Genomic DNA, 18,688 nt, shown 5'->3' on the forward strand with positions numbered 1-18,688 from the left:
CCGCCAATACACTTGCTGAATCGGCACGGTTACAACATCGACATGAGGATACAGTAGTGATGACTCATTCCATACTCCAATCACGAAAACGTCTGCTACTCGCATGGATGGCAGTGCTTCCTTGGATGGCTGGATGCAGCAAGGCGTCCCAGGCGTCGGACAATTCGCGGCTCAGCAAATCCGACGGAATCGGAATGACGCTGGTGGTTGATGCCGTCGAAGGCGCGAAGATGGGCCAAGTGGTCATTTATGATGACCGCGGTCTCATAATCTATAGCTCTGCGACAGTCGCTCGGCACCAACGCGGCATCTTGGCGCTGAGCAGCGGGCGCATACCACTGAGCGCGCATGCCATCTGGGGACGAGACAGACATTATGACTTCGGCCACGCTGCGTGGTACGGTGGGACCATTCTTGGCGATTACACGATCCCTGTTGCCGAACGCATTCCGGACGCCGTCCTGCACGAACTCCGTGTGCACCCGCGTGGGAACCTGCGCCTGAAACTACGCCTCAAGCCAGACGGTGTGTTGTTCGGCTGGGATATCGAACGTACAGCCCCGTTAGGGGACGTGTCGATTTTTGAAATGCCGGGTGGCGACTTCGCAGAGACACGCTATTGATGTCCTCACGAAGACGGGCTCCTTTCGAAACGCTGGAAAGCGCGACATCTCATCAATGGTCCAGCCTACAGATCGTCATGACCGCCAGCCATCCTGACTTCGTTCACGCGCATCCTTTGTTGCGCAGCGTTTGCTACGTGGGCGGCCGCCGCACCAAGTTCCGTTTTGTCCGACACTGAGGGGCGCCGAAGCCTGAGGGAAAGACGCCCAGCAGGCCGCTGGCACTTGTATTCCAACGTGGCTAGGGCCCAGCCCGACCGAGTTTTTCCAGCTCCTCGGCAGCATGGCGGTTGTTCGGGTCCAGCTCCAGGACCTTGGCATAGCCGGCGCGCGCCCCGTCGCGGTTGCCCGCCGCGAGCAAGCCTTCGGCCAGGCTGTCGTGGACATTCGGGCTAGCGGGATGGGCCTCGGCATTCCACCGGAACACTTGGACCGCGGCTTCAACTTGTCCGTTACGCAACAGGGCGTAGCCGAAGCCGTTCAAGGCGGGTTCGCTCATATCGTAGATCGTGAACTGGTTGCTGCGCACCCGGACGAATGCAGCGCGCATCGCATCCAGGCCCTGCCGGTATAAGACCGGGGTGAGCGCGTCCTCCAGACTCCGCCGCGGCAGCGCCACCGGCTTGCCGTGCACGAGATCGGAAATATCACGCGCCATCGCGACCACGGTTGCTCCTCGCCACGCGTTGTCGAGAATAATGATGGTCACGCGGTCCGACAGCGAACGCACCAGCATGCTCTGGTAGCCGGGCACGCTCCCGGTATGCAGCACGACGGGCAGCGCCGCGCCGGGGCCTACCGCCCAATCCTCGACACCCCAGCCGTAGCCATAATGCTTACCCCTGTCGGCAAACATTTCGCGCTGCGCCGCCTGTCCCAGCAGGCGGCCGTCAAGGAGCGCCGTATCGAAAAGGAGCAAGTCACGCACCGTCGAGTACAGGCCAGAAGCGGAATAGGATACCGATGGGTCGATGTAGGGCGGCAATTCACGCGTGCCATCATCGGCCCGCACCGTGCCCTGTGCGAACTTCGGCAGCACGGTGCGACCGTCGAAGACCCCACTATCCCGCATGCCAGCTGGCCTAAAGATGTGTTGCTTAAGATTCTCGGCATAGCTCTTGCCCGTGACCGCTTCGACGATCAGGCCGAGCAGGAAATAGCCGTTGTTGTTGTAGCGAAAAGCGCCCGGGTCACTTGCCAAGGCCCTGGGTATCCATTCGCGCGCGAACTGCTCGGGCGTGTAATGGCGACGTGCTTCGCTGCGCCAGAACGGATCGGTGTAACGCGACGGCACGTCGGCCAGGCCAGACGTATGAGTCAACAGTTGACGAACGGTGATCCGCCCTGCCTCGCTGTCCGCGTAAAGCGCCGGCAGGTAGTGGCCGACCGTGCCGTCGAGGTCGATTTGGCCAGCCTCGGCGAGCTGCATCACCAACGTTGCAGTAAATGGCTTGCTGAGCGAGCCGACCCGGAACACGGCATCTACACCGATGGGCACCTTCGACGCCGGTTGTGCCAGGCCGAACGCGGCCCGATAGAGCGGCTGGCCATTTCGCGCGACCAGAACAACGCCGCTGAAGCCACGGCGTTCGGCGTAGGCGCGCACCAATTGGTCGAGCGAAGCAGCGGCCGCGTCAGCGATGCCAGCGAAAAACACGAGCACAGCCACGCATAATAGAACTGAACTTTTCCGCATTGCTTCTCCCGAATCCTGGGTCCACATCGGACGCCCTCATGCTATTCCCGAAATGCGGTCAAAAAGTTCCCAAAACGGCGCTCAGGCCGTCACCTCTCGAAACATCTGTTGCAATGTCCCGCCCCCTCATCTGTGATCGAGCGTACAGACCGTCGTGGCTGCCAGCTCATATCCTGACTTCGTTCGCGCGCATCCTGCGTTGCGCACCGAGTCACCCTTCAAGAGGAGGCAACAACATGAAGATGTCAGTTTTGATTGCTGCCGTGCTGGCGATGGCCGGCCTGACAGCATGCGAAAAGACCGAAAAGACCACCGTCAACCCACCCGCAGTCGTCACGCCGGCTCCGGTGCAGAAAGAAGTTGTCCCGGTACCGGGGCCGCCGGGGCCGGCTGGTGAGAAAGGGGAGCCTGGCGCTCCTGGCGCGACCGGTGCGCCAGGCGAACCCGGTGAAAAAGGTGAACCGGGCAAGAATGGCGGCACCACCGTTGTCGTCCCGCCGCCGCAGCCCGAGCGGCGCTAAGCCTTCAGGACAGCATGCCGCAAGGCCCGCTGTTCTGGCCGCATTGCGCCATCCTGGCGCGAACTCCGCACAAAAAAAGCCGCAGGCATCGCTGTCCGCGGCTTCGTCGCGCCCGCTTCAGCTTACAGCAGCGTATTCGGATTGCTGACGTTCGACACGCCCAGCAGCTCGATGTGGTTGCCGTTGCTGAGCACGAGTTCGGTGTCCATCACGCCGTCATGGTTGTAGTCGACCTTGGTCATCGTCGCGATGCTCAGGCCGTCCAGCAACTGGATCACGTCGTTGCCGACCTTGAAGTCAGTGATCACGTCGAAATCCTTGCTGCTGCCCTCTTTGCCAAACACGAACACATCGTTGCCATTGCCGCCGGTGAGCACGTCGCTGCCTTTGCCGCCGATCAGGATGTCCTTGCCGTTGCCGCCGTCGAGGTAGTCGATGCCGTCGCCGCCATTCAGGATGTCGTCGCCGTTTTCGCCGAACAGGTGGTCGGAGCCGCCCATGCCGAACAGCTGGTCGTTGCCGTTGCTGCCGTAGATGTACTCATCCAGCGAGGTGCCGGTCAGCACGTCGTCATGCACGGTGCCCTGGATCGCAGCGCCGTCAGCGATGCCCATGACCTTGACCGTGACAGTCGCGCTCGACGTGGCGCCGGCGGCGTCCTTCACGGTGTAGCTGAAGCTGTCGGTGAGCGACTGGCCCTGGGTCAGCAAGTCCATGCTGTCGGCATTCGCGGTGTACTGCACCTTGCCATCGACAATCGCGATGCTTGCGCCGAGCGCCGATGCCTTGTCGACGCTGGTAATGGTCTTGACGTCGCCGGCATCGACATCGGTGTCGTTGGCCAGCGTGTCGATCACGACTGCCGCTTTCTCGTTCACCATGGCGCTGTCGGGCTGTGCGACCGGCGCGTCGTTGGCGCCGTCGATGGTCATGGTGACCTTGGCCGTCTGCGTCACCCCGGCGCTGTCCTTTATCGTGTAGCTGAAGGTGTCGGTCGCGGTCGCGCCCGCGCCCAGCTCCTGGAAGTGCGAGCCTGGGTCGTACTTGACCTTGCCGTCGACGATGCTGACCGAACCCACGGTGCCGGTGGCGTCGACCGAGACCAGGGTCTTGGTATCGCCGGCGTCGACATCGGTATCGTTGGCCAGAACATCGACGACCACCGGGCCGCCATCCTCGATCGCCTTGCCGCTGTCGGCGACCGCGACCGGCGCGTCGTTGACGCCGGTGATGGTCATGGTGACAGTCCCGGTGCTCGTGAGGCCGCCGCTATCCTTCATCGTGTAGCTGAAGGTGTCGGTGGTGGTGGCGCCGGCGCCGAGCGACTGGAAGTGCGCGCCCGGGTCGTACACGACCTTGCCGTCGACGATGTTGACCGAACCCACGGTGCCGGTGGAGTCCACCGAGACCAGGGCCTGGGTGTCGCCGGCATCGACGTCGGTGTCGTTGGCCAGCACGTTGACGATCACCGCGCCGCCGTCTTCCAGCACGGCGCCGGTATCGGCATGGGCGACCGGCGCGTCGTTCACGCCGGCGATCGAAACTGTGACCGTGGCGGTGCTTTCGGCGCCGGCCCCGTCCTTCATGGTGTAGCTGAAGCTGTCGGTCGCGCTGGCGCCCGCACCCAGCGATTTGAAGTGGCTGCCCGGGTCGTATGACAGCTTGCCGCCGACGATGCTGACCGTGCCGACGGTCCCGGTCGTGTCCACCGAGACCAGCGCCTGCGTATCGCCGGCGTCGGCGTCGGTGTCGTTGGCCAACACGTCGACCAGCACCGCGCTGTCCTGCGTGGTGGCGGCCTTGTCGGCAGTCGCAACCGGTGCGTCGTTCACGCCAGTGATGCTCATGGTGACCGTCGCTGTGCTCGTGAGGCCGCCGCTGTCCTTCATCGTGTAGCTGAAAGTGTCGGTGGTAGTGGCGCCGGCGCCGAGCGACTGGAAGTGCGCGCCCGGATTATACGAAACCTTGCCGTCGACGATGCTGACCGAACCGATCGCGCGGGAAGCGTCGACCGACACCAGGGTTTGCGTGTCGCCGGTATCGACATCGGTGTCGTTGGCCAGCACGTTGACGGCCACCGGACCGCCGTCTTCCAGAGCGGCGCCGCTGTCGGCATGGGCCACCGGCGCGTCGTTCACGCCGGTGATGTTGACGGTCACGGTCGCGCTGCTCTCGATGCCGCCGCTGTCCTTCATCGTATAGCTGAAGCTGTCGCTGGCGGTGGCGCCCGCGCCGAGCGATTTGAAGTGGCGGCCCGGATCATACGATACCTTGCCGTCGACGATGCTGACCGCGCCGATGGTGCCGGTGGCGTCCAGCGAGACCAGCGCCTTGCTGTCGCCGGCGTCGACGTCGGTGTCGTTGGCCAGCACGTCGATCAGCACCGCGCCGTCCTGGCTGGCGGCGGCGGTGTCGGCGTGCGCGACCGGCGCATCGTTGGCGCCGCTGACGGTGACGGTGACCGTGGCGATGCTCGTGAGGCCGCCGCTGTCCTTGACCGTGTAAGCGAAAGTATCGGTGACGGTCGCCCCTGCGCCGAGCGACACGAAATGGGTGCCCGGATCATACGACAGCTTGCCGTCGACGATGCTGACCGTTCCCACGGTGCCGTGGCTGTCGACCGAGGCGATGGCCTTGGTGTCGCCGGTGTCGACATCGGTGTCGTTGGCCAGCACATCGATCGTCAGCGCCGGGCCGGCCTGGCTGGTGGAGGCGCTGTCGGCGTTTGCCACCGGCGCGTCGTTGACGGCGGCGACGGCATAGCCCTTGGTGGCGGCGATCGAGCCGCCGTGGCCGTCCACGACGTCAAATTGCAGCGTCACCGCGCCATTGAAATTGGCGGCCTGGGTGATGGTGTACGAGCCGTCGGCGTTGGCACTGACGGTGCCCTGGCTGGCGGTCAGGTTGGCCACCGACAGCGTGTCGTGGTCCGGATCGCTGTAGCCGGCCAGCAGCGTGGCCGCGCTGACGGTGTAGGCGATGTCCTCGGTACCGCCCGGCAGCGCTACCGTCGCGGCCTTGACCGGCGCGTCATTGACCTGGGTGACGCTGATATGCAGGTCGTCGGTCGCGACCACCCCAGAAATGTCCTTGGCCGCAACGGTTACGGTCTTGCTGGCCGCCGGCGCGTCCGAGGTATTCTGGTAGAGCACCTGGTGCGAGAGGGCCTGCACCACGTCGTCGGTGACGACGCCGGCTTCGACCCGGATGTTATCGATGTACATCGACGCGCCCAGCGCCCGACCGCCCGTCGCGTCGAAACTGCCGGACACGAACACGAAGCGGTAATTGCCCTCGGCCGGCACGGCCACCGATGCGATACCGGAACCGGTCATGCCCCAGCCTTGCAGCGCAACGGTGATCGCGCCTGTGTCGCTGTTGAGCAGGTAGCCGACCACGTGGTAATCGTCGCTGACGTAATTGGCGCTCCAGTCGAACTTGAGGACCATTCCGCCGCTGGCATGGAATACGTCGCTGTAGGCGGACGGGCCGTGCACCACGCCGAAGGACGTCGACGTGAGGCTGGTTTCCTGCAGCAGCAGGCGGCCGCCGGTGACCGTCACCACCGGATTGTCATAGCCGGCGGTGAGGTCATTGTCGTCACCGCCCGGCGTCTGTGCCGGGTACTTGATCAAGGGCGCTTCCGGGGTCAGCCAGCCGGCGATCTTGGTCACGCCGAGGTCGACGGTTGGGAGCACCGCAGTCCAGCCGGTCAGCCCGGCGGAGAAATCGCCGTTCGCGACGGGCGAGGTGCCGGCCACGGTGACGTTGTCGAAATTGATCTTCAATGGTTTGCCGGCCTGGCCGTTCTCGGTCGCATCGACCGTGCCGATCTGCAGCTTCGCGGTGCCGGTGCCGAGATAGACAACATTGCCGCTGACCGAGATGGCGCCGCTGGCGGTGGGATTGGCGGCGCTGGACAGGCTCAGGTAGTCGCCGCTGTCGGCGCCCTGGCTGACTGCAAACTCGACATAACCGGTGCCGTAGTTGACGCCATTGGCAAAGCTGCCCAGTGACGACAGTTGAATCGTGCCCTGCTGTTCGGTGTACTGTTGGTCCTCGAAGTTGCTGATCGACATCGTCGGTTCCCCTAATGGTCTGTGCAGAATTATTAAAATTTGGCAACAAGACCGTCGCGCCTCCGCACAACCGTTGGAAACGCAAATGGCCGGGTTGCTGGTCGGTGAAGACCGTGCAACCCGGCCATCTCAAGGAGATCCGTGGGCTTTCCGTCCTTGCATCGCTGCAAGTTTAGCTATGGCGGGAGTTTACCGATAGTTAACAATTGTTGCAAACATTTAATTATTGATGTGGTTTTGCCACATCTGGTGACACTTTGAAGGCGTCCGGCGCTAGCCGAACAGGTGCGGCAGGTTCGACACCGCGTACAACAGCACGCCGATCAAGCCGCCGACCACGGTGCCGTTGATGCGGATGTACTGCAGGTCCTTGCCGATATTGAGTTCGACCTGCGCCGACATCGCGCGGCTGTCCCAGTTTTTCACGGTGTCGGCGATATGGCGGGTCAGGAAGCCCGCGAATTCGGGCGCCGCGCCGCGCGAGGCCGCCTCCAGGTTCTCGTTCAGCGAGCGGCGCAAGGCCGGATCCTCGCTCAGCGTGCGGCCGACCCAGGCGCCGGTCGCGGCCACGCGCCGCGCGATCTCGGAGTCCGCGCTGTCCAGGTCGCGCTTCAGCCAGGCCTTCAGGTCATGCCACAGCGACTTCAGGTAAGCGTTGAGCGTGTCGTCTTCCAGCAGGTAGCGCTTGATCTCCTCGCCCTTCTCCAGGAAGGCCGGATCGGTCTTGAGCCGTTCGATGAAGTCATGCGCGAAGACGTCGAAGCGCTGGCGCAGCGGGTGCTCGCGGTCGGCCGCGACGCGATTCAGGATGCCCGAGGCGAGGCGCACCGCGATGTCGGCGCCGTGCTTGCCGATCAGCTCGGACGGCAGCATGCGCTCGATGAAGGCGTACTCCTCGCGCAGCCAGTCGACGATGCCCTGCGCGATGTAGGCCTGCGTTTCCTCGTTGCGCAGCATGCCGGCAAGCTGGCCGATGACCTCGTCCAGCAGCTGCTGGTGGCGGCCGTCGCGCGTCAGGCTCTCCAGCACCGTGCCGGCGGAGCGCGACAGGTCGACCTGCCCGACCATCGTGTGCACCGCCTTGCCGATGAAGTTCTGCACCGCGGCGTCCTCGGTGAAGTCGAGCACCCAGGACGCGGCCTTGGCCACGTAAGCGCCGATGCGCTCGCTGTTGGCGGGCGCCGCCAGCCAGTCCGCGACCTTCTGCGCCGGGTCGTGGCGCTGGATCAGGCCGACGATCGATTCGGTGTCGAGGAATTTGTCGCGCACGAAGACCGCCAGGTTATCGGCGATCTTGTCCTTGTTGGCGGGGATGATCTCGGTGTGGCGCGACACGAAGGGAATCGGCACGCGCCGGAACAGCGCCACGACGGCGAACCAGTCGGCCAGCGCGCCCACCATCGCCGCTTCGGCGAAGGCCTTGAGGAGGCCCGACCACCACGCCACCGGCAGCAGCAGCGACAGCACGAACAGCGCCGCGGCGCCCGCAAAAAACAGCAGCGCCAGATTCTTCGCTTCGCGCAGTTCGCCTTGCTTGTCCATCCGCCGTCCTCCTGCCGGCTATGCTATCCGAGGCCGGCTGAACGTGGCGCAGGCGGCGCTCAGGCGCGTTGGTACAGCGTGACGACGCAGGCGCCGCCGAGTCCCAGGTTGTGCTGCAAGGCGACGCGCGCGCCCTCGACCTGGCGCGCGCCGGCGCTGCCGCGCAGCTGGTGTGTCAGCTCGTAGCACTGCGCCAGTCCGGTCGCGCCGAGCGGATGGCCTTTCGACAGCAGGCCGCCGGAGGGATTGGTCACGACCTTGCCGCCGTAAGTGTTGTCGCCATCGCGGATGAATTTGTCGGCGCCGCCTTCCGGGCACAGGCCAAGCGCTTCGTAGGTGATCAACTCGTTGTGGGCGAAGCAGTCGTGTAGCTCGGCCACGTCGACGTCATCCGGTGCGATGCCGGCCTGCTCGTACACTTTGGCGGCGGCCTCGCGGCTCATGTCGTAGCCGACCAGGCGCATCATGTCGCCGGAGTCGAAGGTGCCGGGGCGGTCGGTGGTCATCGCCTGGGCTGCGATGACCACGTTGCGCTGCAAGCCGCGCCGGGCCGCGAAGTCTTCGGACACCAGCACCGCGGCTGCCGCGCCGCAGGTCGGCGCGCATGCCATCAGGCGCGTCATCACGCCGGGCCAGATCACGGGCGCGTCGAGCACGTCCTGCGCGCTCAGCTCCTTGCGGAACAGCGCCAGCGGATTGTTGACGGCGTGGCGGCTGGCCTTGGCGCGGATGCGCGCGAAGGCTTCCAGCGGCGTGCCGTATTTTTCCATGTGCGCCAGGCCCGCGCCGCCGAAGTAGCGCAGCGCCAGCGGGATCTCCGGCTTGCCGACCAGGCGGTCGGTGACGGTGTCGAAGTCGTCGAACGGCGCGGGCCGGTCGGTGAATACCGAGGCCAGCGCGCCGGGGCTCATCTGCTCGAAGCCGAGCACCAGCACGCAGTCGGCCGCGCCGCTGGCCACGGCCTGGCGCGCGAGGTACAAGGCGGTCGATCCGGTCGAGCAGTTGTTGTTGACGTTGACGATGGGGATGCCGCTCATGCCGACCCGGTACAGCGCTTTCTGGCCGCAGGTCGAGTCGCCGTAGACGTAGCCGGCGTAGGCCTGCTCGATGTCCTCGTACGCCAGGCCGGCATCCGCCAGCGCTTCACGCGCGGCCTGGGCGCCCATCTCGTGGTACGGGGCGCTGGCGCCCGGCTTGGCGAACGGGATCATGCCGACACCAGTCACAAAAGCTCTGCGGCTCATTGTCTTCTCCTTGAGGACCGGCCGGTCCGGCCTTTGCCCGATTATAGGCAGCGCGCACAGGCATTTGTCGAGGAGACAATCTAAACATCAGCTCTGCTGGTCGGGCGCGCGTTCGCGGCATGGCGCGAAAAACTGGATAAATAATATAAAAAACCCGCCGGCAGCGTGCGCTGCGGGCGGGTCCAGATCATGTGTGATTGATCAGGCGACTTCTGCTTCTTCCTCGCACAGCTTGAGCGCGGCCGGGCGGTGCACCACCGGGCCATGCGGCAGCATGTCGCTGCGCTGCTCAAGCAGCTCGAACACGGCGTCCTTGGACAGCACGTACTGGTCGAGCAGCGTGTCCTTCAGCGATTCGATCACGTCCTTGTAATCGCGCATCGCCGCCAGCGTGTAGTTGTACAGCTCATCCGACTTCTCCTCCACCTGGCGCAGCGTGTGCTCGGCGGCACCTTCGTTCTTCAGCTGGCTGTAGTCGAGCTTCGAGCGCGAATACATCGACAGGCGGCTCACCATCAGGTTGAGCATCTTGGTGACTTTCTCGATGTCGTTCTGGCTGCCGACCGAGATGCCGCGCGCGCCGTAGAACAGTTCCTCGGCCGCCACGCCGCCGTACAGGCCGACGACGTCGCGCTCCAGCTCTTCCAGCGTGCGCAGGCTCATGTCGTCGTTCGACTGCAGCACGTAGCCCAGCGCGCCGATCTTCGACACCGCCTCGGTGCTGATCTTGATCAGGTGCGACTTCTCCTTCACTTCGGCCAGCGGCAGGCCGGCGCGCAGGTAGGGATCGACCTGCATGAAGAAGTGACCCAGTTCGTGCAGGGCGATGCGCTCGCGCTGCTTGTGCTTCTCGGCGGTGGTGGCGCGGTCGGTCAGGCCGATGGTGGCGCGCTCGAAAGCGCGGAACATCAGGTCGGTATTGATGATCTTCTTTTCCTGGATCGACAGCATGCTCGCACGTTCGACCACGCTCTCCAGCAGCGCCGGCGACAGGTTGGTGGTGATCTCGGCGACCTGCTCCAGGTCGAGGTCGTTCCAATCGACCAGGCCGTCCTTCTTGCGCGACAGGAAGCTCTTCAGCAGGTCGCGGCGCTCGGCCTTGTTCGGCAGGCGGAAGTTGATCTTCACCGAGAAGCGGCGCAGCATCGCTTCGTCCATCTCGGTCGAGGCATCGTCGAAGTTGGAGGCGACCACCCAGATCACGCCCTGGCCCTTGTCGCTCTTCACGCCGTCCAGCAGGCCGAGCAGGGTGTTGGCGGTGTCGTCTTCCCACTTCTTCTCGCTGCGGCCGCGCGGCATGAACAGGCTCTGCGCCTCGTCCAGGAAGATAATGCAGCGGCCTTTCGCGGCGGCCTTGCGGTACAGCGCGTTCAGCGTCTTGGAACCGCCGCCGACGTAGCCCGACTCGAGCGCCGAACCGGACGCCGAGATCATCGGGATGTCGAGGCGCTTGGCCAGGTAGCCGACCAGCTTGGTCTTGCCGGTGCCGGCGGGACCGGTCAGCATCACGTTGAACGGCTTGTCGATATTGTGCTGCTGGTAGAGATCGCGGTTGCGGATCATGTCTTCCAGGTGCAGCACTTCCTGCTTGATGTCTTCCATGCCGATCAGGTCGTCCAGGCTGCCCTTGAGCTTGTCCGGGGTGATCAGCGATGCGCTCATGCCCATGCCCGGGATGCCGAACTTCAGGCTGTAGATGATCAGCGCGAACAGGGCGATATTGAAGCCGTAGGCCTTGATCAGGTTGAAAATGCCGGTGGCCAGGTTGACGCTGCCGCCTTCTTCGAACACGGCTTTGTGCGCGGCCAGGTAATCCTCTTTCGCGATCGAATACGGGATGCCGTTCTTGAGCAGGACTTCGCGCTCGAGTGCGACGTAGGAAGTGCTGGGCACCTTGACCACGTGCAGTTGCGGGGCGCCCTTGAACTTGATGATGTAGCGCGGCGCATCCGACAGCGGCTGGGCGACCAGCAGGTAGTCGAGGCGGTCCTTCTGCGCGGCGAGCTGGGTGATCTCGGCGATGTTTTGCGAATACACCACCGGGCTCGGGTCCTGCGGCACGTTGGACTTATAGACGAACAAGCCTACGCAGATGCCAAGCACCACGGCGGTGAAGATGCGGACATAAACGTTTTTAAAGGCAATCCGGAGTCGGGCAAAGTTGGGCATTATCGGTACTCTACAAATGTGGTGACGCGTGATGCGAAATTGCAAAACAGCGTTGCCTTCCGAAACTTTGGACCAGCTGAAAGGCGGCGGCAGCGAAGCCGCGGGGTGGCGTCAAACTGGTGCGTTTGACATTGTTTTGATGCCCGAAGGCAATGGGGATATGGAGACTATACCCGCAAAGAAAACCGCGGTGAACCCTCTTTTCCGAAAAAATTTTTATCGCTTTCATTGATGGTAAAAGCGTTAAAACTTTTCGTTAGCGAGCTGCCAAATTTTCTTATCGCACGGTCAAAAAACACGCTGTTTATGATGTGCGTTTATCAAATACGGCCCGTCGTTGTTAAGCTTATGCAAAGTTGGCAGTTGCGTTTCCGCATCAGTCGACAACAGTTCAATTGGGCGCGACGCGTTGGCACTTTTTGATATGCTTTGCCTGAATCGGACAGTGCCGTTGGCTGCGTTCAGCGCACGCCGCGACAAGCACTGCCGACCGGAGCATGGAGGTACGACCGTGAAGAAATTTGTACTCGCAGCAGCCGCCGCGTTCGCATTCGGCGGCGCCCAGGCCGCCGCCGTCGATATCGTTCCCGTCAGCACAGCCACAGCCCAGTCCGTGACGCAACGCGTGCCCGACCTGGCCATCACGCCGGGTGTCCAGCCGCTGCTGTCGGCAGGCCTGATGTCGGAACTGCCGGAGCCGGAAGTGTTCGCGATGATGCTGGTTGGGCTGATCCTGATCGGCTACCGCGCGCGGCGCGAAAGCAGCGAGAAGTTCAAGTAATCCCGATGGCCGGCGCGCGGCCATCCGGCGCCCTCGAGGCCGCAGCCTCTTAATACGAGCGCTGGCTCAGCTGGCACATGCTGTCGATCCTGGCGTACGGTACGCCGTCCTTGAGCGCACGTGCAATGCATTCGGCCTTTTGCGGGCCCGAGCGTGAGCCAAACCAGAACACCGCGCTGACGGCGATGACGACCCCAGCAATGATCGCCAGTCCTTTCAGCAGGTCCTTGTCCATCCTGTTCTCCCGACCTGTTTCTCCAGAGCAGCAATTCTAAGCCGCTTCGGCCGGAACGTGGACGCAAAGTCTACAGTTGTTGCCCAATGACAACTACATTTTGGCGCGTTCACTGCACAGGACGTGCAGTTTGGAGAGGGTGTTCCAGTTGCGCGAGGTGGTCTTGTCGCCCAGCTGCTTGCCGACGGCGGCTGCCACGGCGCTGTCGAGCACGCCCGCAGGACACCAGACATAGGCGGCGCGGTCGCCCAGCGCCAGCGCTTCCTTGCCCCAGTCGCGCTCGGCCAGGGGCACGAGCAGCGCCCGCAGCTCGGGCTGTTCCAGCACGAACACCAGCAGGCGGGAAAAGTCGGTCGCGTGTTCCACCAGGGTATTGGCGTCGATGATGCCGGCCAGCTCGTCGTGGTCGAGCACGATGACGCGCGATGCCACGCCCAGGCGCAGCACCAGCGCCTCTTCGATGGCGGTGGCGACGGCGGCCGGCTTTTTGGCCGGTCCGCTGAAGACGACATTGCCGCTGTTGAGGATGCTGCGCACGTCGCCGAACCCGAGTTCGGCGACCAGCTGGCACAGGTCCGCCATCGGCACCCGCTTTGCCCTGCCAACGTTGATACCACGGAGCAGCGCGATGTAGTGTTTTTTAGCCATCGCGCGATGGTAACCCAGTCCGGCTGCGGCAGCGCGGATTTCGCTTACTTGACAAGGCCTTCCGCGCGCAGCGCCTGCTGCACGGCCGGGCGCGCGGCGATGCGGCCGAGATAAGCCTGCAGCACCGGCCAGTCGGCCAGCGACAGGTTGACGTGGCCGGACCAGCTCAGCACGACGAACAGGTAGATGTCGGCGACCGTGAAGTTGCCCATCAGGTAGTCACGGCTTTCCAGCGTGCTGGACAGATAGCCCAGGCGGTTGGTGATGGCCTGGCGCGCATTGCCCTTCGCTTCCTCACTCGCGGCCGGGTTGAACAGCGGCGAGAACTGCTTGTGCACTTCGGTGCCGATGAAGTTCAGCCAGCCCATCAGCTGGTAGCGCGCGATTTCGCCGAACGCCGGCGCCAGTTGCGCTTCCGGGGCCTGGTCGGCCACGAATTGCAGCAGCGCCGGGCCTTCGGTCAGCACGGTGCCGTCATCCAGCTGCAGCGCCGGCACATAGCCCTTGGGGTTGATGGCGCGGAAATCGGCGCCGCCGGCGGTCAGCTTGGTCTTGAGGTCCACGCGTTCGGCGGAAAATTCCATGCTGGTTTCGAACAGGGCGATGTGGGTTGCGAGCGAGCAGGCGCCAGGGCTGTAAAACAGTTTCATTGAGTCGGTTCCTTTTTTAGACAAACGACGAGATAGCCCATCAGGGCCGGGCGAAATGGCGAGAATACAAGATTCTTTTGCCGCTTGCTTGGCGCTGCTCAACTGGGCACGCCGCACTTTATTGGAGGCGCGGAGTTCAACCGTTCGAACGGTGTTGACCAGCGCAATCAGGGAAGAGGCGCGGCGACGCTCGAAGTCGTCGACGCGCTCATTGAACAGGCGAAGGGAAAGCGTTGAGATTCAGCCATCCGGCGATACCGTCGTGCACGCCCTCGAACTGAACGATGACGGGCACGACGTGCCACCGGCGCCCACGGCCTTGTGGGCCGACGATCGGGCTGGCTGAGCAGTAGAACCACAACAGGAATCGCGACCAATGCCGATGGCGTAAACGCCCCAGCGGATGGCCGGAACAGCTTGCGCTAGCAGCGCACGACGCCCGCCTTGGCGCCGCGCAGTTGCCGCCGACGACCGCCAGGCATGACAGTGGGGGCTGTCACGCCAGCAGCATCAGTGCGCATAGTTGCCGGACGACGAGCCGGTCGACGTGGCCGTCTCCGACTGCTGCTGTCCCTGTTGCTGCTGGGCGGCCGCTGCCTGCTGGGCGGCTTTCTCCTCAGGCTTCGGGCGGCCCTGGGCGTCGGACAGACGGTACTTGGTCCGGCGGTCGCCCATCAAGTCGCGCAGGTCGCGGATGCTCATGCCGGTCACTTCGTGCATGCGGATCAGCAGCGAAGCGCCGACCGGCAGGCGGTGGTGACGGATCTTGCTGATCACCGGCGGGGCCACCTCGAGCATGCGCGACAGGGCCGCGTCATTCTTCAACTGCATTTTGCCCAGCAAAATGTCCAGCAGGTGGTTCGGGTTATAACTTTCCTGTGATGCCAATGCATGATGTGCCATGATTTACCTCGTCAGAGTAGTTAAGTAATTCCGTGATGAACTTTGTTAAAGACTATCTTTCATCTACATAAGTTCCCAGAAAGCGTTCGCACGGAAAAAACTTGAATCCGCTTCAGAACGCTGCCGGATCGCATGCCCCAGCGTTTCCCGCCTCCCCTCACGACACCTTGTCTTTCGACCAATTATCAGACCCATGCAACGAAAGTACAGCCGACCTGAGCACATATCCAATTGTTCGAAATCAAGCTATCGCGTGGAAAGCTTGTCACAGAGGCATTTCAGCACATGGTGACAATTTGTGGCGCACGCAAGAGTTTTCTTGGATTGAATTTGCGCGCGTGACTTCTTCCGGAAACCATTGATTTACAACAGGAAATATCTGGAACAAGCGGCGGTCTTTGTGCAATGTAACACTGGCCTAGGCAAAATCAATATTTAACAATCTAAATATTTCGTCAATTTGTAAGCGCCGCGGAACTAATGATTCCAGCGGGCATCAAAACGGCCGTTCGCCACGGACGCGCTTTTGGCCCGGCCAAGAGATTTACGGTAAACTGGCTCCCCTTGCCAAAGCGAGCATTTCTCTCGCCACATTCACTCCAAATGCAGAAAAAAGTATTCATCAAGACCTTCGGCTGCCAGATGAACGAGTACGACTCGGACAAGATGGCCGACGTGCTGGGCGCCGCCGAGGGCCTGGTGCGGACCGACAAGCCGGAGGACGCCGACGTCATCCTGTTCAACACCTGCTCGGTGCGCGAGAAGGCGCAGGAAAAGGTGTTCTCGGACCTGGGCCGCATCCGCGAACTGAAGCGCGACAAACCGGACCTGGTGATCGGCGTGGGCGGCTGCGTGGCCTCGCAGGAAGGCGCGGCGATCGTCAAGCGCGCGCCCTATGTGGATGTGGTGTTCGGCCCGCAGACCCTGCATCGCCTGCCGCAGATGATCGCGACCCGCCGCGCCACCGGTTCGGCGCAAGTCGACATCAGCTTCCCCGAGATCGAGAAGTTCGACCACCTGCCGCCGGCCCGGGTCGAGGGCGCGGCCGCGTACGTGTCGATCATGGAAGGCTGCAGCAAGTACTGCAGCTACTGCGTGGTGCCCTACACCCGCGGCGAGGAAGTCTCGCGCCGTTTCGATGACGTGCTGACCGAAGTGGCGGGCCTCGCGGCGCAGGGCGTGAAGGAGATCACCCTGCTCGGCCAGAACGTGAACGCTTATCGCGGTGAGATGGCGGATGGCCAGGTCGCCGACTTCGCGCTGCTGCTCGAATACGTGGCCGCGATCCCCGGCATCGAGCGCCTGCGCTTCGTGACCAGCCACCCGAAGGAATTCACCCAGCGCCTGATCGACGCCTATGCCAAGATCCCGCAGCTGGTGAACCACCTGTACCTGCCGGTGCAGCACGGTTCCGACCGCATCCTGCAGGCCATGAAGCGCGGCTATACCGCGCTCGAATACAAGTCGATCATCCGCCGCATGAAGGCGGTGCGGCCCGACATCTCGATCTCGTCGGACTTCATCGTCGGCTTCCCTGGCGAGACCGAGGCCGATTTCGAAGCGATGATGAAGCTGGTGCAGGACGTCGGCTTCGACAACAGCTTCTCCTTCATCTTCAGCAAGCGGCCCGGCACCCCGGCCGCCAACCTGGAGGACGACACCCCGCACGAGGCCAAGCTCGCGCGCCTGCAGCGCCTGCAAGCCCTCATCGACGAGAACACGCGCAAGAACAGCGCCGCGATGGTCGGCACCGTGCAGCGCGTGCTGGTCGAGGGCGAAGCCAAGAGCGGCAACGGCGAACTGGCCGGGCGCTCGGAAAACAACCGCGTGGTCTCGTTCGCGCCCGGCGCGGCCGGCGCCACCCTCGTCGGCCAGCTGGTCGATGTGCGCATCACCGACAGCCTGGGATACACGCTGCGAGGCGAACTCGTCCCCAACACCGACACGATTGCCAAAGCCAGTTGAAGAATCCGACCCCGCCTTCGTACTTCGTTCCAGAGCCGCTCGATAACAGCCGGCTCGCCCACCTGTGCGGCCCGCTCGACGAGAACCTGCGCCAGATCTCGGCGGCGCTGGACGTCACCATTTTCCGGCGCGGCGAAAAATTCATCGTCAGCGGCGCCAACGCCGACCGCGCGGTCGAGCTGCTCGAACGCTTCTACGCGGTGGCCAACAAGGTGGTGCCGATTGAGGAGGTGCAGCTCGCCCTGGTCGAGCAGCGCGCCGGCCTGAATGCCGGCGCGGCCGAGGCGGAGCCCGAAGCCGGCGAAGACGGCGAGGCCGAGCCCGCGCAGGAACACGTCACGCCGACGCTCAAGACCCGCCGCAGCGACCTGCGCGGACGCACGCCGCACCAGATCCAGTACCTGCGCGCGATCCTCGAACACGACATCAGTTTCGGCATCGGCCCGGCCGGCACCGGCAAGACCTACCTCGCGGTGGCCTGCGCGGTCGATGCGCTCGAACGCGACGCGGTCAAGCGCATCGTGCTCACGCGCCCGGCGGTGGAAGCGGGCGAACGCCTCGGCTTCCTGCCGGGGGACCTGAACCAGAAAGTGGATCCCTACCTGCGCCCGCTGTACGACGCGCTGTACGACCTGCTCGGCTTCGACCGTACCCAGAAGCTGTTCGAGAAGCAGGTGATCGAGATCGCGCCGCTGGCCTATATGCGTGGCCGCACGCTCAACCACGCCTTCGTGATCCTCGACGAGGCGCAGAACACGACGGTCGAGCAGATGAAGATGTTCCTGACCCGGATTGGCTTCGGCAGCAAGGCCGTGGTCACCGGCGACGTCACGCAGGTGGACCTGCACAAGACCATGAGGAGCGGCCTGGTCGACGCCACGCACGTTCTGAAGGATGTTCGCGGCATCGCCTTCACCCAGTTCTCCAGCGCCGACGTGGTGCGCCATCCGCTGGTGGCGCGCATCGTCGACGCTTACGAGAAATCGACTGCGCGCGAAGATATCGCTGCTTTACCCAAACCGGTAGCCGTCAAACATGCAAGAAAAAAAACATAAGCTGGAACTTGAGGTCCAATACCCGGACACCCGCCTTGAGCCGGCCCTGACGCCGGCGCTGATCGAGGGCTGGGTGCAGGCGACCCTGCTCGGTCCCGCCGAGCTGACCGTGCGTTTCGTCGATGCCGAGGAAGGCAAGCAGCTGAACCACGACTACCGCGGCAAGGACTACGCGACCAATGTGCTGACCTTCGCCTACAACGAAGGCGCGGAGATCGACGAGGACGAGCCGACCCAGGCCGACATCATCCTGTGCACCGATGTGCTGGTGAAGGAGGCGGAGGAACAGGGCAAGACGGTGGAAGAGCACGCGGCGCACCTGGTGGTGCACGGTGTGCTGCACGCGCAGGGCTTTGACCACGAGCATGACGAGGAAGCCGAGGAGATGGAGCAGCTGGAGCGCGACATCATGGAGGCGCTGGGGTATCCGGATCCGTATCCGGAGGACGACTGAACTTCGTCGTCCCCGCGCAGGCAGGGACCCATGCCGAGCATGCGCACCGGCTGCTTCAAACAATGCGGCAATGCTGGCGGTCTATGGGTCCCCGCCTGCGCGCGGACGACGGCTTTTACGCAA

Annotated in this window: 15 protein-coding genes and 1 riboswitch; of the genes, 6 read left to right on the plus strand and 9 right to left on the minus strand. The window is 63.6% G+C overall.

What is annotated here, in order from left to right; all coding sequences use genetic code 11:
* Window positions 1-56 precede the first annotated feature (56 nt).
* Window positions 57-623, plus strand: a complete 567-nt coding sequence (locus tag NX778_RS10415; RefSeq protein ID WP_258811656.1) for a hypothetical protein — start codon at window positions 57-59, stop codon at window positions 621-623.
* 241 nt (window positions 624-864) lie between these two features.
* Here the strand turns inward: NX778_RS10415 and NX778_RS10420 are convergent, their stop codons facing one another.
* A complete protein-coding gene (locus NX778_RS10420; protein WP_258811657.1) occupies window positions 865-2,346 on the minus strand; it encodes a serine hydrolase in 1,482 nt (493 codons plus the stop codon).
* Window positions 2,347-2,555: 209 nt separating this feature from the next.
* Here NX778_RS10420 and NX778_RS24580 point away from each other — a divergent pair, with 209 nt between their 5' ends.
* Window positions 2,556-2,840, plus strand: a complete 285-nt coding sequence (locus tag NX778_RS24580; RefSeq protein ID WP_307727989.1) for a hypothetical protein — start codon at window positions 2,556-2,558, stop codon at window positions 2,838-2,840.
* 122 nt (window positions 2,841-2,962) lie between these two features.
* On the opposite strand, the gene NX778_RS10430 is transcribed toward NX778_RS24580, so the two are convergent.
* From NX778_RS10430 to NX778_RS10445, 4 genes are all read right to left on the minus strand, one after another.
* Complete coding sequence (locus NX778_RS10430; protein ID WP_258811658.1) at window positions 2,963-6,919, minus strand: cadherin-like domain-containing protein; 3,957 nt, start codon at window positions 6,917-6,919, stop codon at window positions 2,963-2,965.
* Window positions 6,920-7,030: 111 nt separating this feature from the next.
* Window positions 7,031-7,106: riboswitch (cyclic di-GMP riboswitch) on the minus strand.
* Between the two features lie 86 nt (window positions 7,107-7,192).
* Window positions 7,193-8,461, minus strand: a complete 1,269-nt coding sequence (locus NX778_RS10435) for a DUF445 domain-containing protein (protein WP_258811659.1) — start codon at window positions 8,459-8,461, stop codon at window positions 7,193-7,195.
* A 59-nt stretch (window positions 8,462-8,520) separates the two neighbouring features.
* Window positions 8,521-9,705, minus strand: coding sequence for a lipid-transfer protein (locus tag NX778_RS10440; protein WP_258811660.1), 1,185 nt, complete (start codon window positions 9,703-9,705; stop codon window positions 8,521-8,523).
* A gap of 201 nt (window positions 9,706-9,906) precedes the next feature.
* Window positions 9,907-11,874 carry an AAA family ATPase gene (locus NX778_RS10445; RefSeq protein ID WP_258811661.1) on the minus strand — a complete coding sequence of 656 codons (1,968 nt, stop codon included), beginning with the start codon at window positions 11,872-11,874 and terminating at the stop codon, window positions 9,907-9,909.
* Window positions 11,875-12,385: 511 nt separating this feature from the next.
* Between NX778_RS10445 and NX778_RS10450 the strand changes: the two genes are divergently transcribed.
* The gene (locus NX778_RS10450; RefSeq protein WP_258811662.1) at window positions 12,386-12,655 is read left to right on the plus strand and encodes a hypothetical protein; all 270 of its coding nucleotides are present in this window, start codon (window positions 12,386-12,388) and stop codon (window positions 12,653-12,655) included.
* 49 nt (window positions 12,656-12,704) lie between these two features.
* On the opposite strand, the gene NX778_RS10455 is transcribed toward NX778_RS10450, so the two are convergent.
* The 4 genes from NX778_RS10455 to NX778_RS10470 form a co-directional block, all read right to left on the minus strand.
* Window positions 12,705-12,890: a hypothetical protein gene (locus NX778_RS10455; protein WP_258811663.1), complete on the minus strand. Its 186-nt coding sequence runs from the start codon at window positions 12,888-12,890 to the stop codon at window positions 12,705-12,707.
* 93 nt (window positions 12,891-12,983) lie between these two features.
* Window positions 12,984-13,538, minus strand: coding sequence for a DUF1697 domain-containing protein (locus NX778_RS10460; protein WP_258811664.1), 555 nt, complete (start codon window positions 13,536-13,538; stop codon window positions 12,984-12,986).
* A gap of 44 nt (window positions 13,539-13,582) precedes the next feature.
* On the minus strand, window positions 13,583-14,188 hold the full coding sequence (gene gstA / locus NX778_RS10465; protein ID WP_258811665.1) for a glutathione transferase GstA: 606 nt from the start codon (window positions 14,186-14,188) through the stop codon (window positions 13,583-13,585).
* Window positions 14,189-14,698: 510 nt separating this feature from the next.
* Entirely contained in the window at window positions 14,699-15,091 is a 393-nt protein-coding gene (locus NX778_RS10470) for a hypothetical protein (protein WP_258811666.1), read from the minus strand.
* A 603-nt stretch (window positions 15,092-15,694) separates the two neighbouring features.
* Between NX778_RS10470 and miaB the strand changes: the two genes are divergently transcribed.
* Genes miaB through ybeY form a run of 3 tightly spaced genes read left to right on the plus strand, consistent with a single transcriptional unit; the run spans window position 15,695 to window position 18,565 of the window.
* A complete protein-coding gene (gene miaB / locus NX778_RS10475; protein WP_258811667.1) occupies window positions 15,695-17,056 on the plus strand; it encodes a tRNA (N6-isopentenyl adenosine(37)-C2)-methylthiotransferase MiaB in 1,362 nt (453 codons plus the stop codon).
* Window positions 17,053-18,111 carry a PhoH family protein gene (locus tag NX778_RS10480; RefSeq protein ID WP_258811668.1) on the plus strand — a complete coding sequence of 353 codons (1,059 nt, stop codon included), beginning with the start codon at window positions 17,053-17,055 and terminating at the stop codon, window positions 18,109-18,111. The genes miaB and NX778_RS10480 overlap by 4 nt, the downstream gene beginning before the upstream one ends.
* Complete coding sequence (ybeY, locus tag NX778_RS10485) at window positions 18,092-18,565, plus strand: rRNA maturation RNase YbeY (RefSeq protein WP_258811669.1); 474 nt, start codon at window positions 18,092-18,094, stop codon at window positions 18,563-18,565. The genes NX778_RS10480 and ybeY overlap by 20 nt, the downstream gene beginning before the upstream one ends.
* The last annotated feature ends 123 nt before the right edge of the window (window positions 18,566-18,688 follow it).

This window comes from Massilia terrae (genome assembly GCF_024753145.1).
GTDB classification, from domain to species: domain Bacteria; phylum Pseudomonadota; class Gammaproteobacteria; order Burkholderiales; family Burkholderiaceae_D; genus Telluria; species Telluria terrae.

Excerpts from the sequence above, each read along its gene's own strand:
- NX778_RS10420 (WP_258811657.1), bottom strand. The coding sequence starts at position 2,346 with ATGTGGACCCAGGATTCGGGAGAAGCAATGCGGAAAAGTTCAGTTCTA.
- NX778_RS24580 (WP_307727989.1), top strand. The coding sequence starts at position 2,556 with ATGAAGATGTCAGTTTTGATTGCTGCCGTGCTGGCGATGGCCGGCCTG.
- NX778_RS10430 (WP_258811658.1), bottom strand. The coding sequence starts at position 6,919 with ATGTCGATCAGCAACTTCGAGGACCAACAGTACACCGAACAGCAGGGC.
- NX778_RS10435 (WP_258811659.1), bottom strand. The coding sequence starts at position 8,461 with ATGGACAAGCAAGGCGAACTGCGCGAAGCGAAGAATCTGGCGCTGCTG.
- NX778_RS10440 (WP_258811660.1), bottom strand. The coding sequence starts at position 9,705 with ATGAGCCGCAGAGCTTTTGTGACTGGTGTCGGCATGATCCCGTTCGCC.
- NX778_RS10445 (WP_258811661.1), bottom strand. The coding sequence starts at position 11,874 with ATGCCCAACTTTGCCCGACTCCGGATTGCCTTTAAAAACGTTTATGTC.
- NX778_RS10455 (WP_258811663.1), bottom strand. The coding sequence starts at position 12,890 with ATGGACAAGGACCTGCTGAAAGGACTGGCGATCATTGCTGGGGTCGTC.
- NX778_RS10460 (WP_258811664.1), bottom strand. The coding sequence starts at position 13,538 with ATGGCTAAAAAACACTACATCGCGCTGCTCCGTGGTATCAACGTTGGC.
- gstA (WP_258811665.1), bottom strand. The coding sequence starts at position 14,188 with ATGAAACTGTTTTACAGCCCTGGCGCCTGCTCGCTCGCAACCCACATC.
- NX778_RS10470 (WP_258811666.1), bottom strand. The coding sequence starts at position 15,091 with ATGGCACATCATGCATTGGCATCACAGGAAAGTTATAACCCGAACCAC.
- miaB (WP_258811667.1), top strand. The coding sequence starts at position 15,695 with ATGCAGAAAAAAGTATTCATCAAGACCTTCGGCTGCCAGATGAACGAG.
- ybeY (WP_258811669.1), top strand. The coding sequence starts at position 18,092 with ATGCAAGAAAAAAAACATAAGCTGGAACTTGAGGTCCAATACCCGGAC.